The organism is Achromobacter denitrificans NBRC 15125 (genome assembly GCF_001571365.1).
GTDB lineage: Bacteria > Pseudomonadota > Gammaproteobacteria > Burkholderiales > Burkholderiaceae_B > Achromobacter > Achromobacter denitrificans.
This window is the reverse complement of sequence record NZ_BCTQ01000067.1, coordinates 1-21,163: the sequence shown is the minus strand read 5'-3', so window position 1 is coordinate 21,163 and position 21,163 is coordinate 1. Positions and strand designations below refer to the sequence as shown.

The 21,163-nt window shown below is 69.4% G+C and carries 18 protein-coding genes; 11 read left to right on the top strand and 7 right to left on the bottom strand.

Annotated features, from left to right (window positions below; all coding sequences use genetic code 11):
* Positions 1-399 precede the first annotated feature (399 nt).
* The 3 genes from ADE01S_RS29910 to ADE01S_RS29900 form a co-directional block, all read right to left on the bottom strand.
* Positions 400-807 carry a DoxX family protein gene (locus ADE01S_RS29910; protein WP_043542771.1) on the bottom strand — a complete coding sequence of 136 codons (408 nt, stop codon included), beginning with the start codon at positions 805-807 and terminating at the stop codon, positions 400-402.
* 206 nt (positions 808-1,013) lie between these two features.
* Positions 1,014-2,402 (bottom strand): ATP-dependent RNA helicase DbpA, encoded by a 1,389-nt coding sequence (dbpA, locus tag ADE01S_RS29905; protein ID WP_062685400.1) that lies wholly within the window; start codon positions 2,400-2,402, stop codon positions 1,014-1,016.
* 108 nt (positions 2,403-2,510) lie between these two features.
* Entirely contained in the window at positions 2,511-3,287 is a 777-nt protein-coding gene (locus tag ADE01S_RS29900; protein WP_062685399.1) for an IclR family transcriptional regulator, read from the bottom strand.
* Positions 3,288-3,448: 161 nt separating this feature from the next.
* Between ADE01S_RS29900 and xsc the strand changes: the two genes are divergently transcribed.
* The 11 genes from xsc (at position 3,449) to ADE01S_RS29845 (ending at position 16,557) form a co-directional block, all read left to right on the top strand.
* Positions 3,449-5,260 carry a sulfoacetaldehyde acetyltransferase gene (gene xsc / locus ADE01S_RS29895; RefSeq protein WP_062685398.1) on the top strand — a complete coding sequence of 604 codons (1,812 nt, stop codon included), beginning with the start codon at positions 3,449-3,451 and terminating at the stop codon, positions 5,258-5,260.
* A 51-nt stretch (positions 5,261-5,311) separates the two neighbouring features.
* Positions 5,312-6,265, top strand: a complete 954-nt coding sequence (locus tag ADE01S_RS29890; protein WP_255220873.1) for a bifunctional enoyl-CoA hydratase/phosphate acetyltransferase — start codon at positions 5,312-5,314, stop codon at positions 6,263-6,265.
* Between the two features lie 137 nt (positions 6,266-6,402).
* Entirely contained in the window at positions 6,403-7,980 is a 1,578-nt protein-coding gene (locus ADE01S_RS29885) for an ABC transporter substrate-binding protein (RefSeq protein ID WP_062685396.1), read from the top strand.
* Between the two features lie 10 nt (positions 7,981-7,990).
* Positions 7,991-8,959 carry an ABC transporter permease gene (locus ADE01S_RS29880; protein WP_062685395.1) on the top strand — a complete coding sequence of 323 codons (969 nt, stop codon included), beginning with the start codon at positions 7,991-7,993 and terminating at the stop codon, positions 8,957-8,959.
* Positions 8,956-9,858, top strand: a complete 903-nt coding sequence (locus ADE01S_RS29875) for an ABC transporter permease (RefSeq protein ID WP_062685394.1) — start codon at positions 8,956-8,958, stop codon at positions 9,856-9,858. Before ADE01S_RS29880 ends, ADE01S_RS29875 begins: the two co-directional genes overlap by 4 nt.
* Positions 9,855-10,856, top strand: coding sequence for an ABC transporter ATP-binding protein (locus tag ADE01S_RS29870; protein WP_062685393.1), 1,002 nt, complete (start codon positions 9,855-9,857; stop codon positions 10,854-10,856). The genes ADE01S_RS29875 and ADE01S_RS29870 overlap by 4 nt, the downstream gene beginning before the upstream one ends.
* Complete coding sequence (locus ADE01S_RS29865) at positions 10,853-11,875, top strand: ABC transporter ATP-binding protein (protein WP_062685392.1); 1,023 nt, start codon at positions 10,853-10,855, stop codon at positions 11,873-11,875. The genes ADE01S_RS29870 and ADE01S_RS29865 overlap by 4 nt, the downstream gene beginning before the upstream one ends.
* Before the next feature lie 28 nt (positions 11,876-11,903).
* Entirely contained in the window at positions 11,904-13,553 is a 1,650-nt protein-coding gene (locus ADE01S_RS29860) for an amidohydrolase (protein WP_062685391.1), read from the top strand.
* 1 nt (position 13,554) lies between these two features.
* Positions 13,555-14,532 carry a CobW family GTP-binding protein gene (locus ADE01S_RS29855; RefSeq protein WP_062685390.1) on the top strand — a complete coding sequence of 326 codons (978 nt, stop codon included), beginning with the start codon at positions 13,555-13,557 and terminating at the stop codon, positions 14,530-14,532.
* 183 nt (positions 14,533-14,715) lie between these two features.
* Entirely contained in the window at positions 14,716-15,108 is a 393-nt protein-coding gene (locus ADE01S_RS29850; protein WP_062685389.1) for a nuclear transport factor 2 family protein, read from the top strand.
* 45 nt (positions 15,109-15,153) lie between these two features.
* Positions 15,154-16,557, top strand: coding sequence for an NAD(P)/FAD-dependent oxidoreductase (locus tag ADE01S_RS29845; protein WP_207554434.1), 1,404 nt, complete (start codon positions 15,154-15,156; stop codon positions 16,555-16,557).
* Here ADE01S_RS29845 and pdxR read toward each other — a convergent pair.
* From pdxR to tauA, 4 genes are all read right to left on the bottom strand, one after another.
* Complete coding sequence (pdxR, locus tag ADE01S_RS29840; protein ID WP_062685387.1) at positions 16,537-18,132, bottom strand: MocR-like pyridoxine biosynthesis transcription factor PdxR; 1,596 nt, start codon at positions 18,130-18,132, stop codon at positions 16,537-16,539. The two genes, ADE01S_RS29845 and pdxR, sit on opposite strands and share 21 nt — an antisense overlap.
* 140 nt (positions 18,133-18,272) lie before the next feature.
* Positions 18,273-19,100 carry an ABC transporter permease subunit gene (locus ADE01S_RS29835; protein ID WP_062685386.1) on the bottom strand — a complete coding sequence of 276 codons (828 nt, stop codon included), beginning with the start codon at positions 19,098-19,100 and terminating at the stop codon, positions 18,273-18,275.
* On the bottom strand, positions 19,093-19,932 hold the full coding sequence (locus tag ADE01S_RS29830) for a taurine ABC transporter ATP-binding protein (RefSeq protein ID WP_062685385.1): 840 nt from the start codon (positions 19,930-19,932) through the stop codon (positions 19,093-19,095). The genes ADE01S_RS29835 and ADE01S_RS29830 overlap by 8 nt, the downstream gene beginning before the upstream one ends.
* 83 nt (positions 19,933-20,015) lie before the next feature.
* A complete protein-coding gene (tauA, locus tag ADE01S_RS29825; RefSeq protein ID WP_062685401.1) occupies positions 20,016-21,044 on the bottom strand; it encodes a taurine ABC transporter substrate-binding protein in 1,029 nt (342 codons plus the stop codon).
* Between the last annotated feature and the right edge of the window lie 119 nt (positions 21,045-21,163).

The window sequence follows — 21,163 nt, the reverse complement described above, 5'->3', positions numbered from 1 at the left end:
GGCCCCCACGCTGCGCACGCTTTGCGTGCTTGCTGCCCCCCGAGGGGGCTGCGCCGCCTTGGGGCGGCCCGGCGGCGGCGCGGCTATTTTTGCGAGGAGCCGCAAAACAGTCTGCTCTTCAAGGTATGCGCTGCGATGCAAAGTAGTGACCGCTCGAACGCACTTGCTGCGTTTGCTTGGTGCCCGGGGGGCGGCCCGGCGGCGGCGCGGCTATTTTTGCGAGGAGCGGCAAAACAGTCTGCTCTTCAAGGCGTGCGCTGCGATGCAAAGTAGTGGCCGCTCGAACGCATGCTGCGTTTGCCTGCTGAGAATCTTTACGCGGCGTATTCTCGGCGCTTGGCAAAAAAATAGGGGCCGCCTGAGCGACCCCTATCTGATGCTTGCCGTGCGTGGCGGGCTTTAGTTCCAGCGGCCGCCGTTGCCGGCGAGGCTGAAGCGGCCGGCGCCCATGAAGGCGATGGCCAGGCCGGTGAAGAGGAACATGCCTTGCAGTTCCAGCGCCCAGCCGCCGTTGTTGGTCAGGCTGCTGATCTGGCCGCTGTGGGCCAGCAGGATGGCGACGACCATGTTGATGGCGATCAGCAGGCCCCCGAGGCGGGTGTAGACGCCGACGATGATCAGGACGGGGGCGAGGATTTCGCCGACGTACGCGCCATAGGCCAGGAAGCCGGGCAAGCCGTGCGAGGACAGCATGCCGCTGATGCCGCCGACGCCGCCGCCGGTCAGTTTGAACAGGCCGTGCAGGAGTATCAGAATGCCTAGGGTCAGGCGCAGGATCAGTTTGCCGGTGTCGTCGGACTTGATCATGGTGGGTTCTCTTCTATTGGTTGAAAGGGACAGCGGCCGTTGGAGCGCGTTGCGAGCCTTTGGTTCCACCCCCGGGACTCCCCGCCGGGCGGGGAAGCGAACCGGGGACGGGCCGGGCCATTATTGCAAAACCCGATCAAAATCATCAAGCATTTGTCGTGGCCTCGCGACGCTTTTCAACAAATGCTTACCGACGGGGCAGGCGCTCAGAATTCTTCCAGGAAGCGCATGCGGAAGCGGCGGCCCTTGATGTTGCTGTTGGACAGGCGGGAGAAGGCCTGCTTGGCGATCTGGCGGTCCAGCGCGACGTAGGAGACGAATTCGCCGATATTGATCTTGCCGACCTGCTCGAACGCCAGGCCGCCGTCGCCCGTCAGGGCGCCCAGCAGGTCGCCGGGGCGCAGCTTGTCTTTCTTGCCGCCCTGGATGCACAGGGTGATCATCGGCGCGCGCAGCGGGCGGTCCGCCTTGGGCCGCAGCGATTTGATGTCGGCCCAGACCAGCGGCGCGCCCTGGTATTGCTCGATCAGGTTCGCCCAGCGCATTTCATCGGGCGAGCACAGGCTGAGCGCCAGGCCTTTCTGTTCGCCGCGGCCGCTGCGGCCGATGCGGTGCACGTGCACCTCGGTGTCCTTGGTGACGTCCACGTTGATGACGGCGCCCAGGTTCTGGATGTCCAGGCCGCGGGCGGCGACGTCGGTGGCGACCAGCACGGCGCAGCTCTGGTTGGCGAACTGGATCAGAATTTCATCGCGTTCGCGCTGTTCCAGGTCGCCGTTGAGGGCCTGGGCGCTGATGCCTTCGGCCTGCAGGCGCTCGACCAGGTCGTGGCTGCGCACCTTGGTATTGCAGAACGCCAGCGTGGAGGCCGGCCGGAAGTGCGCCAGCAGGCGGGCCACGGCGTCGAGCCGGTCGCGGTCGTCGATTTCGTAGAAGATCTGCTCGATTCGGCTGGCGTCGTGCTGCGCCTCGACCTTGACTTCGGCGGGGTTGCGCAGGAAGCGGGCGGCGAGCTTGCGAATGTTGTCGGGGTAGGTGGCCGAGAACAGCAGGGTCTGGCGCTTGACCGGGCAATGCGAGGCGATGGCGACGATGTCGTCGTAGAAGCCCATGTCCACCATCCGGTCGGCTTCGTCCAGCACCAGGGTGTTCAGGCCGGCCAGGTCCAGGTTGCCGCGGGCCAGGTGATCCTGGATGCGGCCGGGCGTGCCGACCACGATATGGGCGCCGCGGGCCAGGGATTCGGCCTGCGGGCGCGTGGCGGCGCCGCCGCACAGGGTCAGGATCTTGATGTTGGGGATCTGGCGGGCCAGCCGGCGCAGTTCCTGGGCGACCTGGTCGGCCAGCTCGCGGGTGGGGCAGAGCACCAGGGATTGGGGGGCCAGCCAGGGCGGGTTGACCTTCTGCAGCACGCCCAGCCCGAACGCCGCGGTCTTGCCGCTGCCGGTCTTGGCCTGCGCGATGATATCGCGGCCCTCCAGGATCAGCGGCAGGCTTTGCGCCTGGATGGACGTCATTTGCTCGAAACCCAGGCTTTCCAGGTTGGAAAGCAGGGCGGGCGCGAGGGGCAGGGAAGAGAAGGCGGTGTTCGTCACGTTGCGGGGCGCCAGGCGAGGGCGCCTATAGGGGAATCAACCGAGAGTGTAAGGCCTGCCGGCCGCCCGCGGCGCCTTGGGCCGGCGCGGACGCCGGATGCCGCGCGTTCAGGGCTCGTCCGGCGCGTCGGACGGCGGCTGGTAGGTATGGGCGAGCTTGCGGGCGGCTTCCTGCATGCGGGGCAGCCAGGCGCGGGCGCCCTCGATGGATAGGCGCGCCACGGGCGCGTGCAGCGCCACCGCCGCGATGGCGCGCGACCCTTGCAGGATCGGCACCGCCATGCAGACGATGCCGAGCAGGAATTCCTCGCGGTCGAAGCTGGCGCCTTCCTTCTTGATGACGCGCAGTTCGCGTTCCAGCGCCGCCACGTCGCACAGGGTGTTGGGGGTGTAGCGCGGCAGCGGCGCGGCGGCGAGCAGGCGCTCGCGGGCCTCCCGCCGCATATGGGCCAGGAACAGCTTGCCGCTGGCGGAGCAATGCAGGGGCACGCGCGAGCCCGATTGCAGGTTGACCCGCAGCGGCCAGGCGGTTTCGACGCGGTCCAGGTAGATGACCTCGTCGCCGTCCAGCATGGTGCAGTTGCAGGTTTCGCCGATTTCGTCGACCAGGCTGTCCAGGATGCGGTGGCGTTCGCCCCGCAGCGGCGAGTTCAGCAGCGTGTCCCGCGCCAGCGCGCTCAGCCGCGGGCCGCTGACGTAGCTTTTGCCGGCGGGTTCGCGCAGCAGCATGCCGGCGTCGACCAGGCGCGACAGGATGCGCAGGACGGACGGCTTGGGCAGGCCGGTGGCATCCGTAAGCGCGGCCAGCGTTACGGGCTGCCCGGCCCGGGCGACCTGTTCCAGCAGGGTCAGGGCGCGCAGCGCGGCGGAGGATTCGTCTTTCATCTTTCAATAATTGAAGATTCGGCGGCGTGATGCCTATCCTCGCACGGATTTTGCAGAAAATGAAACGCCATGGGGTGGGATCGGCGCCCGTTCTGCTGCAGTATCGGATCACGCCGGCCTAGCTGCAATCCGACCCGCGCCGGCCTGCCAGGAGAGAGACCATGAGCAGCAAGCAACATATGACCCCCAGCGAAGCGTTCGTCGAAACGCTGGTCGCCCAGGGCGTCAAGGACGTATTCGGCATCGTCGGCTCGGCCTTCATGGACGCGCTGGACCTGTTTCCGGCGGCGGGCATCCGCTTCGTCCCGACGGTGCACGAGCAGGGCGCGGCCCACATGGCCGACGGCTATTCCCGCGTGACCGGCCGCCATGGCGTCTGCATCGCGCAGAACGGGCCGGGCATCACCAATTTCGTGACCGGCGTGGCGGCTGCCTACTGGGCGCACAGCCCGGTGGTGGCGATCACGCCCGAGACCGGCACCTCGGGCATGGGCCTGGGCGGTTTCCAGGAAACCGAGCAATTGCCGATCTTCTCCCGCATCACCAAGTACCAGGCGCATGTGAACCGCCCCGACCGCATGGCCGAGTTCACCGCCAAGGCCTTTGACAACGCCCTTGCCGAACGCGGCCCCACGCAGTTGAACATCCCGCGCGATTACTTCTACGGTGAAGTGGACGTGGCCATTCCCGAACCGCGGCGGGTCCGCCGCGGCCCGGGTTCCGAGGAGGACCTGGAAGCGGCGGCCGCCATGCTGGCTCAGGCCAAGTTCCCCGTCATCGTGGCGGGCGGCGGCGTGCTGTTCTCCGAGGGCCAGGCGGAATGCGTGGCGCTGGCCGAGCTGCTGGGCGCGCCAGTGGTGACGAGCTACCTGCACAACGATGCCTTCCCCGCCAGCCACCCGCTGTGGTGCGGCCCGCTGGGCTATCAGGGCGCCAAGGCGGGCATGAAGCTGCTGTCGCAGGCCGATGTGGTGCTGGCCCTGGGCACGCGATTGGGGCCCTTCGGCACCTTGCCGCAGCACGGGCTGGACTATTGGCCGCAGGGCGCGCGCATCATCCAGGTCGACGCCGACCACCGCATGCTGGGCCTGGTGCGGCCGGTGTCGGTAGGCATCTGCGGAGACGCCAAGCCGGCCGCCGCCGCGCTGACCGCCAAGCTGAAGGGGCGCGACGTGGCCAGCGCGCGCACCAAGGCGGCGCGTGGCGAACAGATCGCGGCGCAGAAGGCCGAGTGGGAAAAGGAACTGGACAGCTGGTCGCACGAGCGCGACGACTGGAGCCTGGACATCATCGAGCGCGGCGGCGGCCGCATGCATCCGCGCCGCATGCTGCGCGAACTCGAACTCGCCATGCCCAAGCACGTGATGGTGTCTACCGACATCGGCAACATCTGCTCGGTGTCCAACAGCTACCTGCGCTTCGACGAGCCGAATTCGATGCTGGCCGCCATGAGCTTCGGCAACTGCGGCTACGCCTTGCCGGCCCTGATCGGCGCCAAGCTGGGCCGCCCCGACCGGCCGGCCGTGGCCTACGTGGGCGACGGCGCCTGGTGCATGAGCTTCCAGGAACTGCTGACCTGCGTGCGCGAGCAGATCCCGGTGACGGCGGTGGTGTTCCACAACGGCCAGTGGGGCGCGGAGAAGAAGAACCAAGTGGACTTCTACGGGCGCCGATTCGTCGGCAGCAACCTGAAGAACCCGAACTTCTCGGAACTGGCGCGGGCCATGGGCGCGGAGGGCATACGCGTGGAGCACGCCGATCAGGTGGGCGCTGCCTTGCAGGCCGCCTGCAAGGCGCAGTCGGAAGGCAAGACCACCGTGCTCGAAATGATGGTCAGCCAGGAACTCGGCGATCCGTTCCGTCGCGATGCGCTCAAGCAGCCGGTGCGCTTCCTGGACAAGTACAAGCCTTACGTGAACCAGCCGTTCAGCCCGGGCGAGGTGCCGCTGCCGATCGACCCCGTCGGGCGCTGACCGCGACGCGCCCGGCGCGGCAATGTCCGCGCCGGGCTTTCCCCGCTAGGCCTGGCGGCTCGTCCGCGGCAGGAGCACGTAGAGATGGAAAGCGATCGATTGTTCGAGCCGCTGCGCCGCGCCGCGCTGTCGGCGGGGCGCCTGCGCACCGCGGTGGCCTACCCGCTGTGCCCCACCAGCCTGGGCGCCGCGGTGCAGGCGCGCGACGCCGGCTACATCGAGCCGGTGCTGGTGGGCCCGGCCCGCAGGTTGCAGGCCCTGATGGCGGAGGCGGGCCTGGCCGAGGGCGAACTGGAGGTGGTCGACACGCCCGACGACGAAGCCCAGGCGGCCTGCGCGGCCGCCGCCCTGGCGCGCGACGGCGCGGTGCGCATGCTGATGAAAGGCAGCCTGCACACTGATCACTTCATGTCGGCGGTGGTGGCGCGCGACGCCGGCCTGCGCACCGCCAGGCGCATCAGCCATGCCTTCGTGATGGCGGTGGCCGCCTATCCCAAGCTCTTCATCCTAACCGACGCGGCGGTCAATATCGCGCCGACCCTGCAGGAGAAGGCGGACATCGCGCAGAACGCGATCGACCTGGCCCGCGCCCTGGGCGTGGAACGGCCCAAGCTCGCGGTGCTGTGCGCCACCGAATCGGTGAACCCGTCGATGCCGGCCACGCTGGACGCCGCGGCCCTGTCGAAGATGGCCGACCGCCAGCAGATCCGGGGCGGAGACATCGACGGCCCGCTGGCCTTCGACAACGCCATCTCGCGCGTGGCGGCCGACCAGAAGGGGATCGTCTCGCCGGTGGCGGGCGACGCCGACATCCTGCTCGTGCCCGACATCGAGGCCGGCAACATGCTCTACAAGGAGCTCACCTGGCTGGCCGGCGCGGCCACCGCGGGGCTGGTGCTGGGCACGCGCGTGCCCGTGCTGCTGACGAGCCGCTCGGATTCCATGCCGGCCCGCGTCAACAGCTGCGCCGTGGCCGCGCTGTACGCGCGCGCGCTCGCCGGCTGATCGCGATCGGTCCTGGATCGGGCCTGGCTCCAAAAAGTCCGGCGGTTTGGTACTAAGCCCGGGCCGGCAGGCTGGCTACGCTAGTTCCAAGGCCATCCATTGAATGGCTCGTGCGACAGAACACTAAGGGGTAGAACATGCGCAGCGCAAGAAAATGCTTGACCGCGATGCTGGCCGCCCTGGCCATGGCGGGCGGGGCGGTGGCGGCGGATGCTCCCAAGCCGGGAGGCACGCTGGTCATCGGTTCGACGCAGGTGCCGCGGCACCTGAACGGCGCGGTGCAGTCGGGCACCGCCACCGCGCTGCCCAGCGCGCAGTTGTTCGCCAGCCCGCTGCGCTACGACGCCGACTGGAAGCCGCAGCCTTATCTGGCGCAGTCGTGGGAGCTTTCCCCGGACGGCAAGTCGCTGACGCTGCACCTGCGCAAGGACGCGCTGTTCCACGACGGCAAGCCGGTCACCTCGGCGGACGTGGCGTTCTCGGTCATGGCGGTCAAGAACAACCACCCGTTCCAGACCATGTTCGCGCCGGTGGAGGCCGTCGATACGCCGGATCCCCATACGGCGGTGCTGCGCATGAGCAAGCCGCACCCGGCCATCCTGCTGGCGCTGTCGCCGGCCCTGATGCCGGTGCTGCCCAAGCACATCTACGACGACGGCCAGGACCTCAAGACCCATCCGCGCAATTCGGCCAACGTGGTCGGTTCGGGGCCGTTCAAGTTCAAGGAGTTCAAGCCAGGGCAGGAAATCGTGCTGGAGAAGTTCGACAAGTTCTTCCTCCCGGGCAAGCCCTACCTGGACCGGATCGTCGTGAAGATCAATCCGGACGCCACCAACCTGCTGATCGGGCTGGAGCGCGGGGACATCGCCGCCTTGCCGTTCATGACCGAACCCACCATCCTGCGCCGCGCGAAGGACAATCCGGCGCTGGCCATGACCAGCCGAGGCTACGAAGGCATCGGGGCGCTCAGCTGGCTGGCCTTCAACACGGCGCGCAAGCCGCTGAACGACGTGCGCGTGCGCCAGGCCGTGGCCTACGCCGTCGACAAGGGCTTCATCACCAAGGCGCTGAACGCGGGCTTCGCCTCGCCGGCCGACGGCCCCATCATCGGCACGAGCCCGTTCGCCACCCAGGACGTCCGGAAGTACCCGCTGGACCTGAAAAAGTCCGAGGCGCTGCTGGAAGAGGCGGGCTACAAGAAGGACGGCAAGGGCGAGCGGCTGACGCTGACGGTGGACTACATGCCGGGCTCGGACGTGCAGGGCAAGAACGTGGCGGAATACCTGCGCAGCCAGCTGAAGAAAGTGGGCATCGCCGTGCAGGTGCGCGCCTCGCCGGATTTCCCGACCTGGGCCAAGCGCATCGCCAGCCACGATTTCGACATGACCACCGACATCGTCTTCAACTGGGGCGATCCCGTCATCGGCGTGCACCGGACCTACCTGTCGAGCAACATCCGCGACATCATCTGGACCAACACCCAGTCGTATTCCAACCCCAAGGTCGACGCGCTGCTGGAGCAGGCGGGCACCGAGACCGACGTGGACAAGCGCCGCGCGCTGTACGGCGAGTTCCAGCGCATCGTCACCGAAGACCTGCCCATCGACTTCCTGACCGTCATCCCGTACCACACGCTGACGTCCAAGAAGGTGCATGCCTTGCCCGAGGGGATCTGGGGCGTCATGTCGCCGATGGACGATACCTACCTGCAGTAGGGGGGCCGCCATGACGCGCTATCTCTTGCGCCGCCTCGCCTACGCGCTGGTGCTGCTGCTGGCCGTGGTCACGCTGAACTTCCTGCTGATCCACGTCTCGCCGGGGGACCCGGTGGAAACCATCGCCGGATCGATGGGCGGCATCAGCGAGGAACTTCGGGCGCAGCTGCGCGCGCAGTACGGGCTGGACAAGCCCTTCCTGGTGCAACTGGGCCTGTACCTGTCGCAGGTGCTGCGCGGCGACCTGGGCTATTCCTACTTCTTCAATGTGTCCGTGGCGCAACTGATCTGGGATCGCGTGCCCGCCACGCTGCTGCTGGTGGTGACTTCGGTGCTGGGCGCGTTCCTGGTCGGCACGCTGCTGGGCACGCTCGCGGCGCGCAAACCCAACGGGCCGCTGTCGCAGGGCATCACGCTGCTGTCGGTCGTGGGCTATTCCGCGCCGGTGTTCTGGACCGGCATCATCCTCATCCTGCTGTTCGCCTCGGTGCTGCCGATCTTCCCGGTGTCCGACATGCGTTCCGCCGGCGGGCCGCAGGACGGCTGGGCGGGCGCGCTGGACGTGCTGCACCATCTGGTGCTGCCGGCCTTCACGCTGGCCTTCGTGTACCTGGCGCAATACAGCCGGCTGGCGCGCGCCAGCGTCATGGAGGCGCTGTCGGCCGACTACATCCGGACCGCCCGCGCCAAGGGCCTGCCGGAGCGCACGGTGCTGTACAAGCACGCGCTGCGCAACGGCGTGCTGCCGGTCGTGACCATGCTGGGCCTGCAGTTCGGCAACGTGCTGGCGGGCGCCATCCTGGTCGAGACGGTCTTCAACTGGCCCGGGCTGGGGCGCCTGGCCTTCGATTCCGTGCTCCGGCGCGACTACCCCACGCTGCTGGGGATCCTGCTGTTCGCATCGCTGCTCGTGGTGGTGATGAACCAGCTCACCGATCTGGCCTACCGCCTGATCGATCCCAGGATCAAGACGACATGAGCCAAGTTCCCCCCGCCGTTCCCCTTGCCGCGCCCGCGAGCGCGGCCGCCCGGCCGCCGGCGCGCCAATCCTGGGAGGCCCTGAGGGTCTTCGCGCGCAATCCGTCCGCGGTGGCCGGCGTGCTGCTGCTGGCCGTCATCCTGGCGGTGACGATCTTCGGCCCCATGGCGATGCAGGCCGATCCCTTCGAGATCGCCGGCGCGCCGATGAGTCCGCCGGGGGAGGACGCGCTGCTGGGCACCGACTATCTCGGCCGCGACGTGCTGACCGGCATGGTCTACGGCGGCCGCGCCACGCTGCTGGTCGGGGTGGTGGCCGCCGTGCTGTCCATGGCCATCGGCCTGACGGTGGGGGCGCTGGCCGGCTATTACGGCGGCTGGATCGACGAAACCCTGATGCGCATCACCGAGTTCTTCCAGGTGCTGCCCACCTTGCTCTTCGCCATGGTGCTGGTAACGCTGTTCTCGCCGTCGCTCGCCACCATCGCGGTCGCGATCGGCGTGGTCAGCTGGACCGGCACGGCGCGGCTGGCGCGCGGCGAATTCCTGCGGCTGAAGCGGCGGGAGTACGTGCTGGCGGAGCGGGTGATCGGGGCGGGCGACGCGCGCATCATCTGGCGCGTGATCCTGCCCAATGCGCTGGCGCCGCTGATCGTGTCGGCCACGCTGGCCATCGGCATGGCGATCCTGTTCGAGGCGGGGCTCTCGTTCCTGGGGCTGGGCGATCCGAACATCATGAGCTGGGGCCTGATGATAGGCAGCAACCGGCCGTACATCCTGACCGCATGGTGGGCCGTGACCTTGCCGGGCGCCGCCATCTTCCTGACGGTGCTCGCGGTCAGCCTGATCGGCGACGGCCTGAACGACGCGCTCAATCCCAACTCGCGGGGGCGCGCATGAACGCCGCCGACCCGATCCCCGTGCTGGAGGTGGACCGCCTGAGCCTGGAATTCCGCGCCCGGGGCCGCGTGGCCGAGGTGCTGAGCGCGGTCAGCTTCGCGCTGCGGCCGGGCGAAACGCTCTGCCTGGTGGGCGAGTCCGGCTGCGGCAAGAGCATGACGGCGCTGGCCATCATGCGCCTGATCCCGGCGCCCGGCCGCATTGGCGCGGGCAGCGTGCGCCTGCGCGGCGACAACCTGGCCGACCACGACGAGGAAGCCATGCGCCGGGTGCGGGGCAACAAGATTTCCATGATCTTCCAGGAGCCGATGACGGCGCTGAATCCGGTGTACACGGTGGGTGACCAGATCGCGGAACCGCTCAGGCTGCACCAGGGGCTGGGCCGGGAACCGGCGCGCGAGCGCGCCATCGAAATGCTGAGGTCCGTCGGCATTCCCTTGCCGGAGCGGCGGGTGGACGACTACCCGCACCAGATGTCCGGCGGCATGCGGCAGCGGGTGATGATCGCCATCGCGCTGGCCTGCGACCCGGACGTGCTGATCGCCGACGAGCCCACCACCGCGCTGGACGTGACGGTGCAGGCGCAGATCTTCGACCTGCTGCGCGAGCAGCAGGCCCGGCGCGGCACCGCGGTGCTGCTGATCACGCACGACATGGGCGCGGTATCGGAGATGGCCGACCGCGTGGTGGTCATGTACGGCGGGCGGGTGGTGGAGCAGGGCGGGGTGCGCGACATCCTGGCCCATCCGCGCCATCCCTATACCCGCGGGCTGATCGCCTGCCTGCCCGAACTGGACCGCGAGCCCAGCGACGTCCGCCCGGACCTGCCGGAGATCCCCGGCGTGGTGCCTTCCGTCTGGGAGCGCGGCGCGGGCTGTCCGTTCCTGGAGCGCTGCGGCCAGGCGATGCCGCGCTGCCGCGACGCGTTCCCGCCGCTGACGCGCGTGGGCGACGAGCAGGAAGTGGCCTGTTGGCTTTATCCGGAGGCAACGCCATGACGCAGCCCCAAGCCCCCGCCTTGCTGTCGGTGCGCGACCTGGCCGTGCATTTCCCCATCGGCGGCCGCGGACGCGACGGCAAGCCGGTAGTCGTCAAGGCCGTGGATGGCGTGTCGTTCGACCTGGAGCGCGGCCGCACGCTGGCCATCGTGGGCGAGTCCGGCTCGGGCAAGACCACCACCGCGCTGTCCGTGCTGCGCCTGGCCGACCCGACCTCCGGCTCCATCCACTTCGACGGCGCGGACCTCACGGCGCTGCGCGGAGCGGACCTGCGCCGCATGCGGCGGCGGCTGCAACTGGTGTTCCAGGATCCGTATTCCTCGCTCAATCCGCGGCAGCGGGCGGGCGACATCGTGCGTTCGCCGCTGGACCTGATGGGCATCGACCCGCCCGGCGGCCGCGAGGCGCGCGTGGCGCGGATGTTCGAGCTGGTCGGCCTGCGGCCCGAGCAGCGCCAGCTGTTCCCCCACCAGTTCTCGGGCGGGCAGCGGCAGCGCCTGAACGTGGCGCGGGCGCTGGCCAGCGCGCCCGACCTCATCGTCTGCGACGAGCCGGTGTCCGCGCTGGACATCGCGATCCGGGCGCAGATCCTGAACCTGCTGCGCCGGATCCAGCGCGAGCAGGGGCAATCCTTCCTGTTCATCTCCCACGACATGGCGGTGGTCGAGCACATCTGCGACGACATCGCCGTCATGTACCTGGGCAAGATCATCGAGCAGGCCTCGCGCCGCGCGTTTTTCTCGCGCCCGCTGCATCCCTATAGCGTGGCCCTGATGTCGGCGGTGCCGACGGTCAAGGGCGGCCGCGAGCTGGCGGCCCGCCGCGTGCGCCTGACGGGCGATCCTCCCAGCCCGGTGGATCCGCCGCCGGGCTGTCGTTTCGCCGGCCGCTGCCCGGCCGCGCAGCCGCTGTGCGCCACGCGCGAGCCGGCGCTGCGGGAGGTCGTGCCGGGGCACCGCGTGGCCTGCCATTTCGTCGAATCCCGCGACGGCGTCCTGGAGTCGCCGTTGCGGGGCTGAACCGCCCAAAGCCAGAGGAGAACACCCGATGACCCAGTCCGCCACGACCATCTACGCCGCGCGCGGCATCCTGACCATGAATCCGGCCCAGCCCAGGGCCACGCACGTCGCGGTGCGCGACGGCCGCATCCTGGGCGTGGGCAGTCGCGAGTCGCTGGCCGGCTGGGGGCCGGCGGAGGTGGACGAACGCTACGCGGACAAGGTGCTCATGCCGGGCCTGGTGGAAGGGCATTGCCACCTGCCCGAGGGCGGCATGTGGAAGTTCGTCTACGTCGGCTTCTACGACCGGCGCGGGCCCGACGGCCGCTTGTGGGAGGGGCTGAAGAGCTTCGACGCCGTGGCCGGGCGGCTGCGCGAGGCGGAGGCGGCCCTGGCGCCGGACGCGACGCTGATCGGCTGGGGCTTCGATCCCATCTTCTTCGAGGGCCGGCGGATGGACGTCCGCGACCTGGACGCCGTGTCCGCGCGGCGGCCGGTCGTGGTCATGCATGCCAGCATGCACCTGATGAACGTGAATACGCCGATGCTGGCCCGGGCCGGCATCGACCGCGACACCGACATCGAGGGCGTGACGCGGATGGAGAACGGGCAGCCCAGCGGCGAGCTTTGCGAATTCGCCGCCATGTTTCCGGTCATGCGCCTGATCGGCAGCCCGTTCCGCACGGTGGGCGTGTCGGAAGACGGCCTGCGCATGTTCGGCAAGGTCGCGCAATGGGCCGGCGTCACGACGGCCACGGACCTGGTCAACGAACTGGGCGACGACGGCCTGCGGACCCTGGCCCGCGTTACCGCCGAGCCCGACTATCCGGTGCGCATCGTGCCGGCCGCCTCGGCCCTGACCTACGCCGGCGATCCGGCGCGCTGCCTGGCGAAGCTGGAGGAGGCCCGCGCGCTGAATCACGGCAAGCTGCATTTCGGCATGGTCAAGCTGGTGGTGGACGGGTCGATCCAGGGCTTTACCGCCCGGGTGCGCTGGCCGGGCTACTACAACGGCGCGCCCAACGGCATCTGGGTCATCGCGCCGGCCGAACTGGACACGCTGGTGCAGGCCTATCACGACGCCGGCGCGCAGCTGCACATCCACACCAACGGCGACGAGGCCACGCAGCTGGCGATCGAGGCCGTGGACCGCGCGTTGCGCCGCAGCCCGCGGCGCGACCACCGCCACACGCTGCAGCATTGCCAGATGGCCGACGCGGCGCAGTTCCGGCGCATGGCCAGCCTGGGCATGTGCGCCAATCTGTTCGCCAACCATATCTACTACTGGGGCGACGCGCACTACGCGCTGACCATGGGGCCGGACCGCGCCAACCGCATGGATGCCTGCGCCAGCGCGGCGCGGGCGGGGGTGCCTTTCTCCATCCACTCGGACGCGCCGATCACGCCCCTGGGCCCGCTGTTCACCGCCTGGTGCGCGGTGAACCGGCAGACCGCCTCGGGCCGCGTGCTGGGCGAGTCGGAGCGGATCGGCGTGGACGCGGCGCTGCGCGCGGTCACGCTGGGCGCGGCCCATACCTTGCACCTGGACCACCTGGTGGGTTCGATCGAAGTCGGCAAGTACGCGGACTTCTGCGTGCTGGAGGACGACCCGCTGGCCCTTCCGGCGGACAGGCTGAAAGACGTGCCGGTGGCCGGCACCGTCATCGGCGGCGTGCCCCTGGCGCCGCGGGAAGGTTGAGATGGCGGCGTCGCATGGCACGCCGGCGCGCATACCGCTGACCGTGGTGGGCGGGTTCCTGGGCGCGGGAAAGACGACTCTGCTCAACCATGTGCTGGCCGCGAGCCGCCGCCGCGCCGCGGTGCTGGTGAACGATTTCGGGCCGATCGATATCGACGCGGGCCTGGTGGCGCAGCGCGCCGACGAGGTGATCCGGCTGGCCAACGGCTGCGTCTGCTGCTCGATGGCGGGCGGGCTGGACGACGCCCTGGCGCGCGTGCTGGCGCTGGATCCCTTGCCCGAATGGATCGTGATCGAAGCGAGCGGCGTGTCCGATCCGGGCCGCATCGCGCAGGTCGGCATGTCCGATCCGCTGCTGCAGCTGGAAGGCGTGGTGGTGGTGGCCGACGCCGCGAACGTGCGCGGGCTGGCGGCGGATCCGCTCTTGGCCGATACGCTGGAACGCCAGCTCAGGGCGGCGGACCTGCTGGTGTTGAACAAGACCGACCTGGCACCGCCTCAGGAGCTTGCGGCCTTGCGCGCCTGGCTCGACGGCATGACCGGCGGCGCGCCGCTCATCGAGGCCACGGAAGGGCGCGTGGACTTGCGTTATCTGCTGGACGAGGCCGCCGCGCCGCCCGTCGCGCCGCATTCGTGCCACGGGCCCGGTTGCGCGCATCCGGCGCACCACGCCATGGCGCAGGACGATCCCGGCCATCCGTTCGAAAGCTGGCTGTGGCGGGCGCCGGCCCTGCTCGACGCCGACCGGCTGGCCGATCGCCTGCGGCGACTGCCCAGGCAGCTGCTGCGGGCGAAGGGCTGGGTGCGCACGGACCGGCACGGGCTGGTGCTGGTGCAGTTGGCGGGCCGCCGGGTGCGCTATGACGCGCGGGCCGCGCCGCCCGCCGGCCTGCGGGAACCGGCGCTGGTGCTGATCGGCCTGCGCGGCGCCGTCGACGCGGACGCGGTGGCCGCCTGGCTGGCGCCGGCGGCGGCCTAGGGCCTGTGCAAGGCTCGACGCAGCGCGAGCAGGCCCCAGCGCCTGCTCGCGCCGACGCGCGACGCGAAGCCGTTCTGGTGCAAGCGATTTCCCGCTTCTGGTTCTAGACCCTGCCAGGCGGCTCACTTACCTTGGATCCTGAAGGCTGGCGCGCTTCGCGCTGGTCGCTACCGGAGGTCTGCAATGCAAAAGACCGTCACCGCGGACATGCTGGCCGAATTCGCGGCGGCCTGGAACCGCCACGACATCGAGGCCCTGATGTCCTTCATGAGCGACGACTGCGTATTCGAAACCGTGGGCGGGCCCGAGCAATGGGGCACCCGGCACGCGGGCCGCGACGCGGTGCGCACCGCCTTCGCCGCGGCGTGGGCGGCCTTTCCCGACGCGCAGTGGCGCAACGGCAGGCATTGGGTGGCGGGCGACCGGGGCGTGTCCGAATCCACGTTCACCGGCACCGCCGCGGACGGCTCCAGGGTGGAGGCCGACATGGTCGACGTCTTCACGTTCCAGGACGGCAAGATCCGCGTGAAGAACGCGTTTCGCAAGCAGCGGCCGGCCATGCCGGCGCGATCCTGAGGCCCGCCCGCGCCCAGCAACCGGAATCGCCGCATGGATACCCAAATGTCCTTCCAACCTGAAGGCCCGGCCCGTTCGGGCGGGCCAGCAATCAGCGCGTACAACCCGGCCTACGATCCGCTGGTGTCGCCGCCCGGCCGGGGGCAGGACTATGCGCCCACCTACTGGGTCGCCACCGCGGGGCCGCCGCCCGAGGACGACGGCCCGCTCGCCGGCGATATCGACGCCGACGTGGTCATCGTCGGGTCCGGTTTCACCGGGCTGTCGGCGGCGCTGACCCTGGCGCGGGACTTCGGCGTGAAGGCCGTGGTGCTGGAAGCCAACCGCGTGGTCTGGGGCTGCACCAGCCGCAACGGCGGGCAGGGGCAGAACGCCTCGGGGCGGCTGTACCGCTCGCAATGGATCGCGCGCTGGGGCCTGGACATGGCCAAGCGCCTGGACGCGGAGATCCGCGAGGGTTTCGAGTACTGGAAGAGCCTGGTCGCGCAGGTGGATTGCGACGCCCAGCCGGGCGGCCATCTGTACACCGCGCATCGCCAGAAGAAGATGGCGTTCCTGGAGAACGAGGCGCGCGTGATGCGCGAGGCCTTCGGCTACGACGCGAAGATGCTGGGCAAGGAAGAACTGCGCGAGCGCTACGTGGACGACCGCGAGGCCGTCGGCGCAATGCACGAGCCCGACGGCGTGGGCGTGCATCCGCTGAAGCTGGCCTACGGCTATCTGCGGCAGGCGCGCGCGCTGGGCGTGAGCGTCCACCCCGGCAGCCCGGTGCTGGGCTGGCGCGCGGAGAACGGCCGGGTGCTGCTGCAGACGCCGGGCGGCGTGGTGCGCGCGCGCCGCGTCGCCTTCGCCACCGGCGGCTACACGGCGCAAGGCGTCAACCGCTTGCTGGACAACCGCATCATGCCGGTGCTGTCGAACTCGCTGGTCACGCGGGTGCTGTCGCCGGCGGAGCGCGAGGCGGCGGGGCTCAAGAGCACGGTGTTCATCACCGATACGCGGACCCTGCGTTTCTATTACCGCCTGCTGCCCGACGGCAGCATGCAGATCGGCAGCCGCAGCGCGCTGCGCGGCGCCGACGCGCAGAACCCGCGCCACCTGGCGCTGCTGCGCGATGGTCTGGCGCGCAAGTTTCCCGCCTTGAAAGGGGTGGACGTGGCGTATTCGTGGTGGGGCTGGGTGGACGTCAGCCACGACATGATGCCGCGGGTGACGCAGCCCGATCCGGCGCAGCCCGTGTATTACGCGTTCGGCTACGGCGGCAACGGCGTGGCGTTCTCGGCCCACGCGGGCAGGCGGCTGGCGCAGCGCATGATGGGCAAGGACGGCGTGTCGTGGAACCTGCCGATCTACGATTCGCCCTTGCCGGGGCATCCGTTCGCGCCATTCCGCCGGCTGGGCCAGGGCCTGCTGTACCGTTGGTACTACCTAAGAGACGAACTGCTCTAGCGCGCTGAGATCCGGGCCTTGCGCGGCCCGCCGCGCTTCGGCGCGGGCGCGGTGGCGGTCCACCACTTTGGCGAGCCGGGCGATGCCCGGCTCGATGTGTTCCGGGCGGATCGACGTGAACCCCACCCTCAGGAAATTGCGCGGCGCGTCGGCGCCGTTCATGAAGAACACGTCGCCGGGTTCCACCACCACGCCTTCGGCCAGCGCCGCTTCGGACAGTTCGGCGGCGTCGAGCCAGGGCGGGCCCTGCAGCCAGCAGGACGAGGACCCCGTGATGGGGATGACCTTGAAATCCGGCAGGTGCCGCGCCAGCGCGCGCGACAGCTCGTTGCCGCGCTTCTGGTAGGCCTGGGACTGCCGGCGCAGCAGGGCGTGATGGTGGCCCAGCGAGATGAAGAGCGAAAACGCGCGCTGGATGTAGGCCGACGGGTGGCGCAGCATGAGGCGGCGCAGCGCGCGCAATTCGGCCGTCAGCTCGCGCGGGGCCACGATGTAGCCGATGCGCAGCCCCGGCGCGAAGGACTTGGCCAGGCTGCCCACGTAGATCACACGGCCGTCTCGGTCTAGGCTCTTGAGCGCGGGGATGGCGCCTTCGCCCCAGCGGCTTTCACTTTCGAAATCGTCCTCGATGATCATGCTGTCGGCCTGGCGGGCCAGCGCCAGCAGGCTTTGGCGGCGCTCCATCGAGAGCGTCACGGTGGTGGGGCATTGGTGGCCCGGCGTGACGAAGAGATAGTCGCAGCCCAGCAGGTGGGTGCCGGTGCACAGGCCCTGCTCGTCCACCGGCATGGGCAGCAGGTGGCGCGTGTGGCTGGCGAAGATGTTGCGGGCGTCGGGGTAGCCCGGGTCTTCCATGCCGACCACGGTGTCGTCGTTGACCAGCAGGTCCGCCAGCAGGTAGAGCGCGTGCTGCGCGCCGACCGTGATGACGATTTCCTCGGCGTCGGCCCACACGCCGCGGCGCGGCAGGACCTGGGTGCGGATCTGCTCGATCAGCGCCGGGTCGTCATGGGTGATCAGGTCCGGCGCCCAACTGCGGATGTCCAGCACCGAGAGCGCCTTGATGCAGCATTCGCGCCATTCCGCGGTGGGGAACAGGTCCTGGTCGAACTGGGCGTAGACGAAGGGGTAGGGCTGCTTCTGCCAGTCGCGCGGCTTGGTGATGTTGCGCTGCCGGGAGGGGCGAAAGCGCAGCCGTTCTTCCCAGCGCACCGCGGGCGCGCCGCCGCCTTCGCCCGGCGCGGCCCCTTCGGCCGCCGCGGCGTCGGCCGTCGGGCCGGAGTGGCCCTGCATGACGGTGTCGCTGACGAAATGGCCGCTGCGTTCGCGCGACACCAGGTAACCTTCGCTCACCAGCTGCTGGTAGGCGAACACGACGGTATTGCGCGCGATGCGCAGTTGGTCGGCGAGGTGGCGGCTGGACGGCACGGGGGTGCCGGGCGGCAGGTGGCCGCTCAGGATGGCGGACACCAGCATCTGCCGAACGCATCCCTGCAGGCTGAGGTTGGGCGCGCTTTCCCGTTCGAACAGGCGCTCCCACAACACAGGCTTGAGCATCGAGGCCTGGCTGGACATGTAGGCTCCCCCCTTGTGAAGGCAGCGCGGGCGGAAGCGGCGCGCAGCGCGCCGCCTCCGTCCCGGGTGCCGTCACTCAGGATAGAGGAGCCGGATGGGGGAAGGAATGAGGGATTGCCCTGCCGGCGGCCGGGGCCGTCCTAGACCCGTCCCTTCCAGGGAATCACGAACTTTTCCAGGTAGCGGACCAGCAGGTCGAAGGCGAAGGCGAACACGCCGATCACGATGATGCCCATGATGACGGTATCGCTGGCCAGGAACTGGGCGGCGTTGAGCACCATGAAGCCCAGGCCGCGGTCGGCGGCCACCATCTCCGCCGCGACCAGCGTGGTCCAGCCTACGCCGATGCCGATGCGCATGCCGGTGAAAATTTCGGGCATGGCGGCCTTCAGGATGACGTGCCAGACGATCTGCGCGCGCGACCCGCCCATGGCGTAGGCCGCGTGGATCTGCTCGATCGATACCGAGCGCACGCCAGCGCGGGCCGCGATCGCCATGGGGGCGAAGATCGCCAGGTAGATCAGCAGGATCTTGGGGAACTCGCCGATGCCGAACCAGATGATGATCAGCGGCAGGTAGGCCAGCGGGGGCAGGGGGCGGTAGAACTCGATCGGCGGGTCGAAGATGCCGCGCGCGTAGCGGTTCACGCCCATCAGGATGCCGACCGGGATGGCGGTCAGGCAGGCCAGGAAGAACGCGCCGAAGACCCGCGACAGGCTGGCCAGCGCGTGTTCGGTCAGCGTGGAATTGGCCACGCCTTCCGTCATCGCGAAGACGAACTTGTCGTAGACGGCCAGGGGCGAGGGCAGGAACAGCGGCCGCACCCAGCCCGCGCCGGTCACCAGGAACCACAGCGCGATCAGGGCCAGGCTGGTGATCAGGCTGATGTGCCCGCTGTAGCCCGCGCCCGGCGCGCCGTACACCATGCCCGGCGTCGCGGGTTTGTGCCCCGAGCGCCCCTTAGACATGGACGCCCTGGGGGGAGGCGGAGGCGCGTTCGTCGCCGTAGATGATGCCAAGGACTTGTTCGCGCATGTCGATGAAGTCGGGACTGGATTTGATGCTGCGGCCATCGCGGGTCTCCAGGTAGCGCCGGTTGAAGTCGGGCGTGAAGGTGTGCGTGATCCGGCCCGGGCGCGGCGACATGACGATCAGCCGCGACCCCAGGAAGAGCGCTTCCTCCACGCTGTGCGTGATGAAGAAGAACATCTTGTTCGTCTGCCGCCAGATGTCCAGCAGCAGTTCCTGGATGGTCTCGCGGGTCAGCGCGTCCAGCGCGGCCATGGGCTCGTCCATCAGCAGCATGGCGGGGTCGCAGGTCAGGGCGCGCGCGATGCCCACGCGCTGCTGCATGCCGCCGGACAGCTGGTAGATCATGTGGCGGTGGAAGTCCTGCAGCCCCACCAGCTCCAGGTTGCGGCGGGCCCGGGCGCGGCGGGTCTGCTTGTCGACCCCTTGCAGCATCAGGCCGAACTCGGTGTTCTCCAGCACGTTCAACCAGGGCAGCAAGGCGTGCTTCTGGAACACCACGCCGCGGTCGGCGCCGGGGCCGACGATGGGCTTGCCGCCCAGCGTGATCTCCCCCTCGGTCGGCGACAGGAACCCGGCCAGCAGGCTGAGCAGGGTGGTCTTGCCGCAGCCCGAGGCGCCCAGCGCGACGACGAACTCGCCCGGCTGGATGGTCAGGTTGACGTTCTGCAGGGCGATCACCGGGCCGCTGTCGTGCAGGCCGGGGTAGGTGACGCTGACTTTCTCCGCGCACAGCTGTTGCGCGGCGGGCGTGGAATGCTGCATGGTCATGCCGGCTCCCGTGGAAGAAGGCGGCGCCGGCGGGCGCCGCCGTGTCGCGGGCCGGCGGCGCGGGAAGGCCGCCGGCGCGCCGCTTACTTCGCCGCCGCCTTGGCGTACTTGTCGGTGACGTGAGGGCTGTAGTCGGCCAGGGCGCGGTCGATCTGCTTCTGGTCCTTCAGGAAGTTGGCGCTGGCGGTGAAGGCGCGCGCGGCGCCCGATTCCTTGCCGCCGCCCAGCCATTCGTTCGAGGCCTGTTCCTGCGCGGTCGGGAAGACCAGCAGCTTGAGCGCCTCGACCATGTCCTCGGGCTTGCCGCCGATCAGCTTGACCATGCCCTTGACCTGCGGCGATTCGGCGGTCCACTTGGCGCCGTTGGCGCGGTAGTCGGCATAGGACTTGGCCAGCACGCCGGTGAACGCGGCCATGAACTTGGGATTTTTGGCGGCCCAGGCGCGGTCGACCACGATGCCGTCGAAAGTGGGCACGCTGGCCGCGCCGATCTGCTCGGAGTCCGCGATGATCTTGCCGGTCTTGGCGATTTCGGTCAGGGCGGGCGGCCAGACGTAGGCGGCGTCGATGTCGCCGCGCTGCCAGGCCGCGACGATCTGGGGCGGCTGCATGTTCAGGATGCGCACGTCGCGCGGGCTGATCTTCCAGACCTGTTCCAGCCCCACCAGCAGGTGGAAGTGCGAGGTCGACACGAACGGGGTGGCGACGCGCTTGCCCTTCAGGTCGGCCGTGCTATTGATGCCCGAGCCGTTGCGCGCCACCAGCGCTTCCGACTTGCCGATGTTGTCGAGGATCCAGAACAGCTCCATGTCCACGCCGCGAGTGGCCGCGGCGGTGATGCCGGTGGAGCCCAGCACGCCGACCGGCACGTTGCCCGAGGCCAGGGCGGTGGAGATATCGCCGCCCGACGTGAACTGGCGCCAGTCCACCTGGTAGCCGGCTTCCTTCAGCGCGGTATCGAAACTGCCGTCCGCGATCGCGGACAGGAATGGGCCGACGATCAGCTGGTAGCCGACCACCAGCTTGGTCTGGGCATAGGCGGGAGCGGCCAGCAGCGCGGCGGCCAGGCCGGCCAGGGTGCAGCGGCGGATGAGGCGGTATATCGCGTTCATGGTGATCTCCGGGAGGGAACGGCCGCGCTCCGGCGCGACCGGCATGCTGATAGCCAGTTTGCCCGGATGGGATCAGAACGCTAGGGCCAGATGCCTGGATCAGTAGGAGCCAAGGGGTT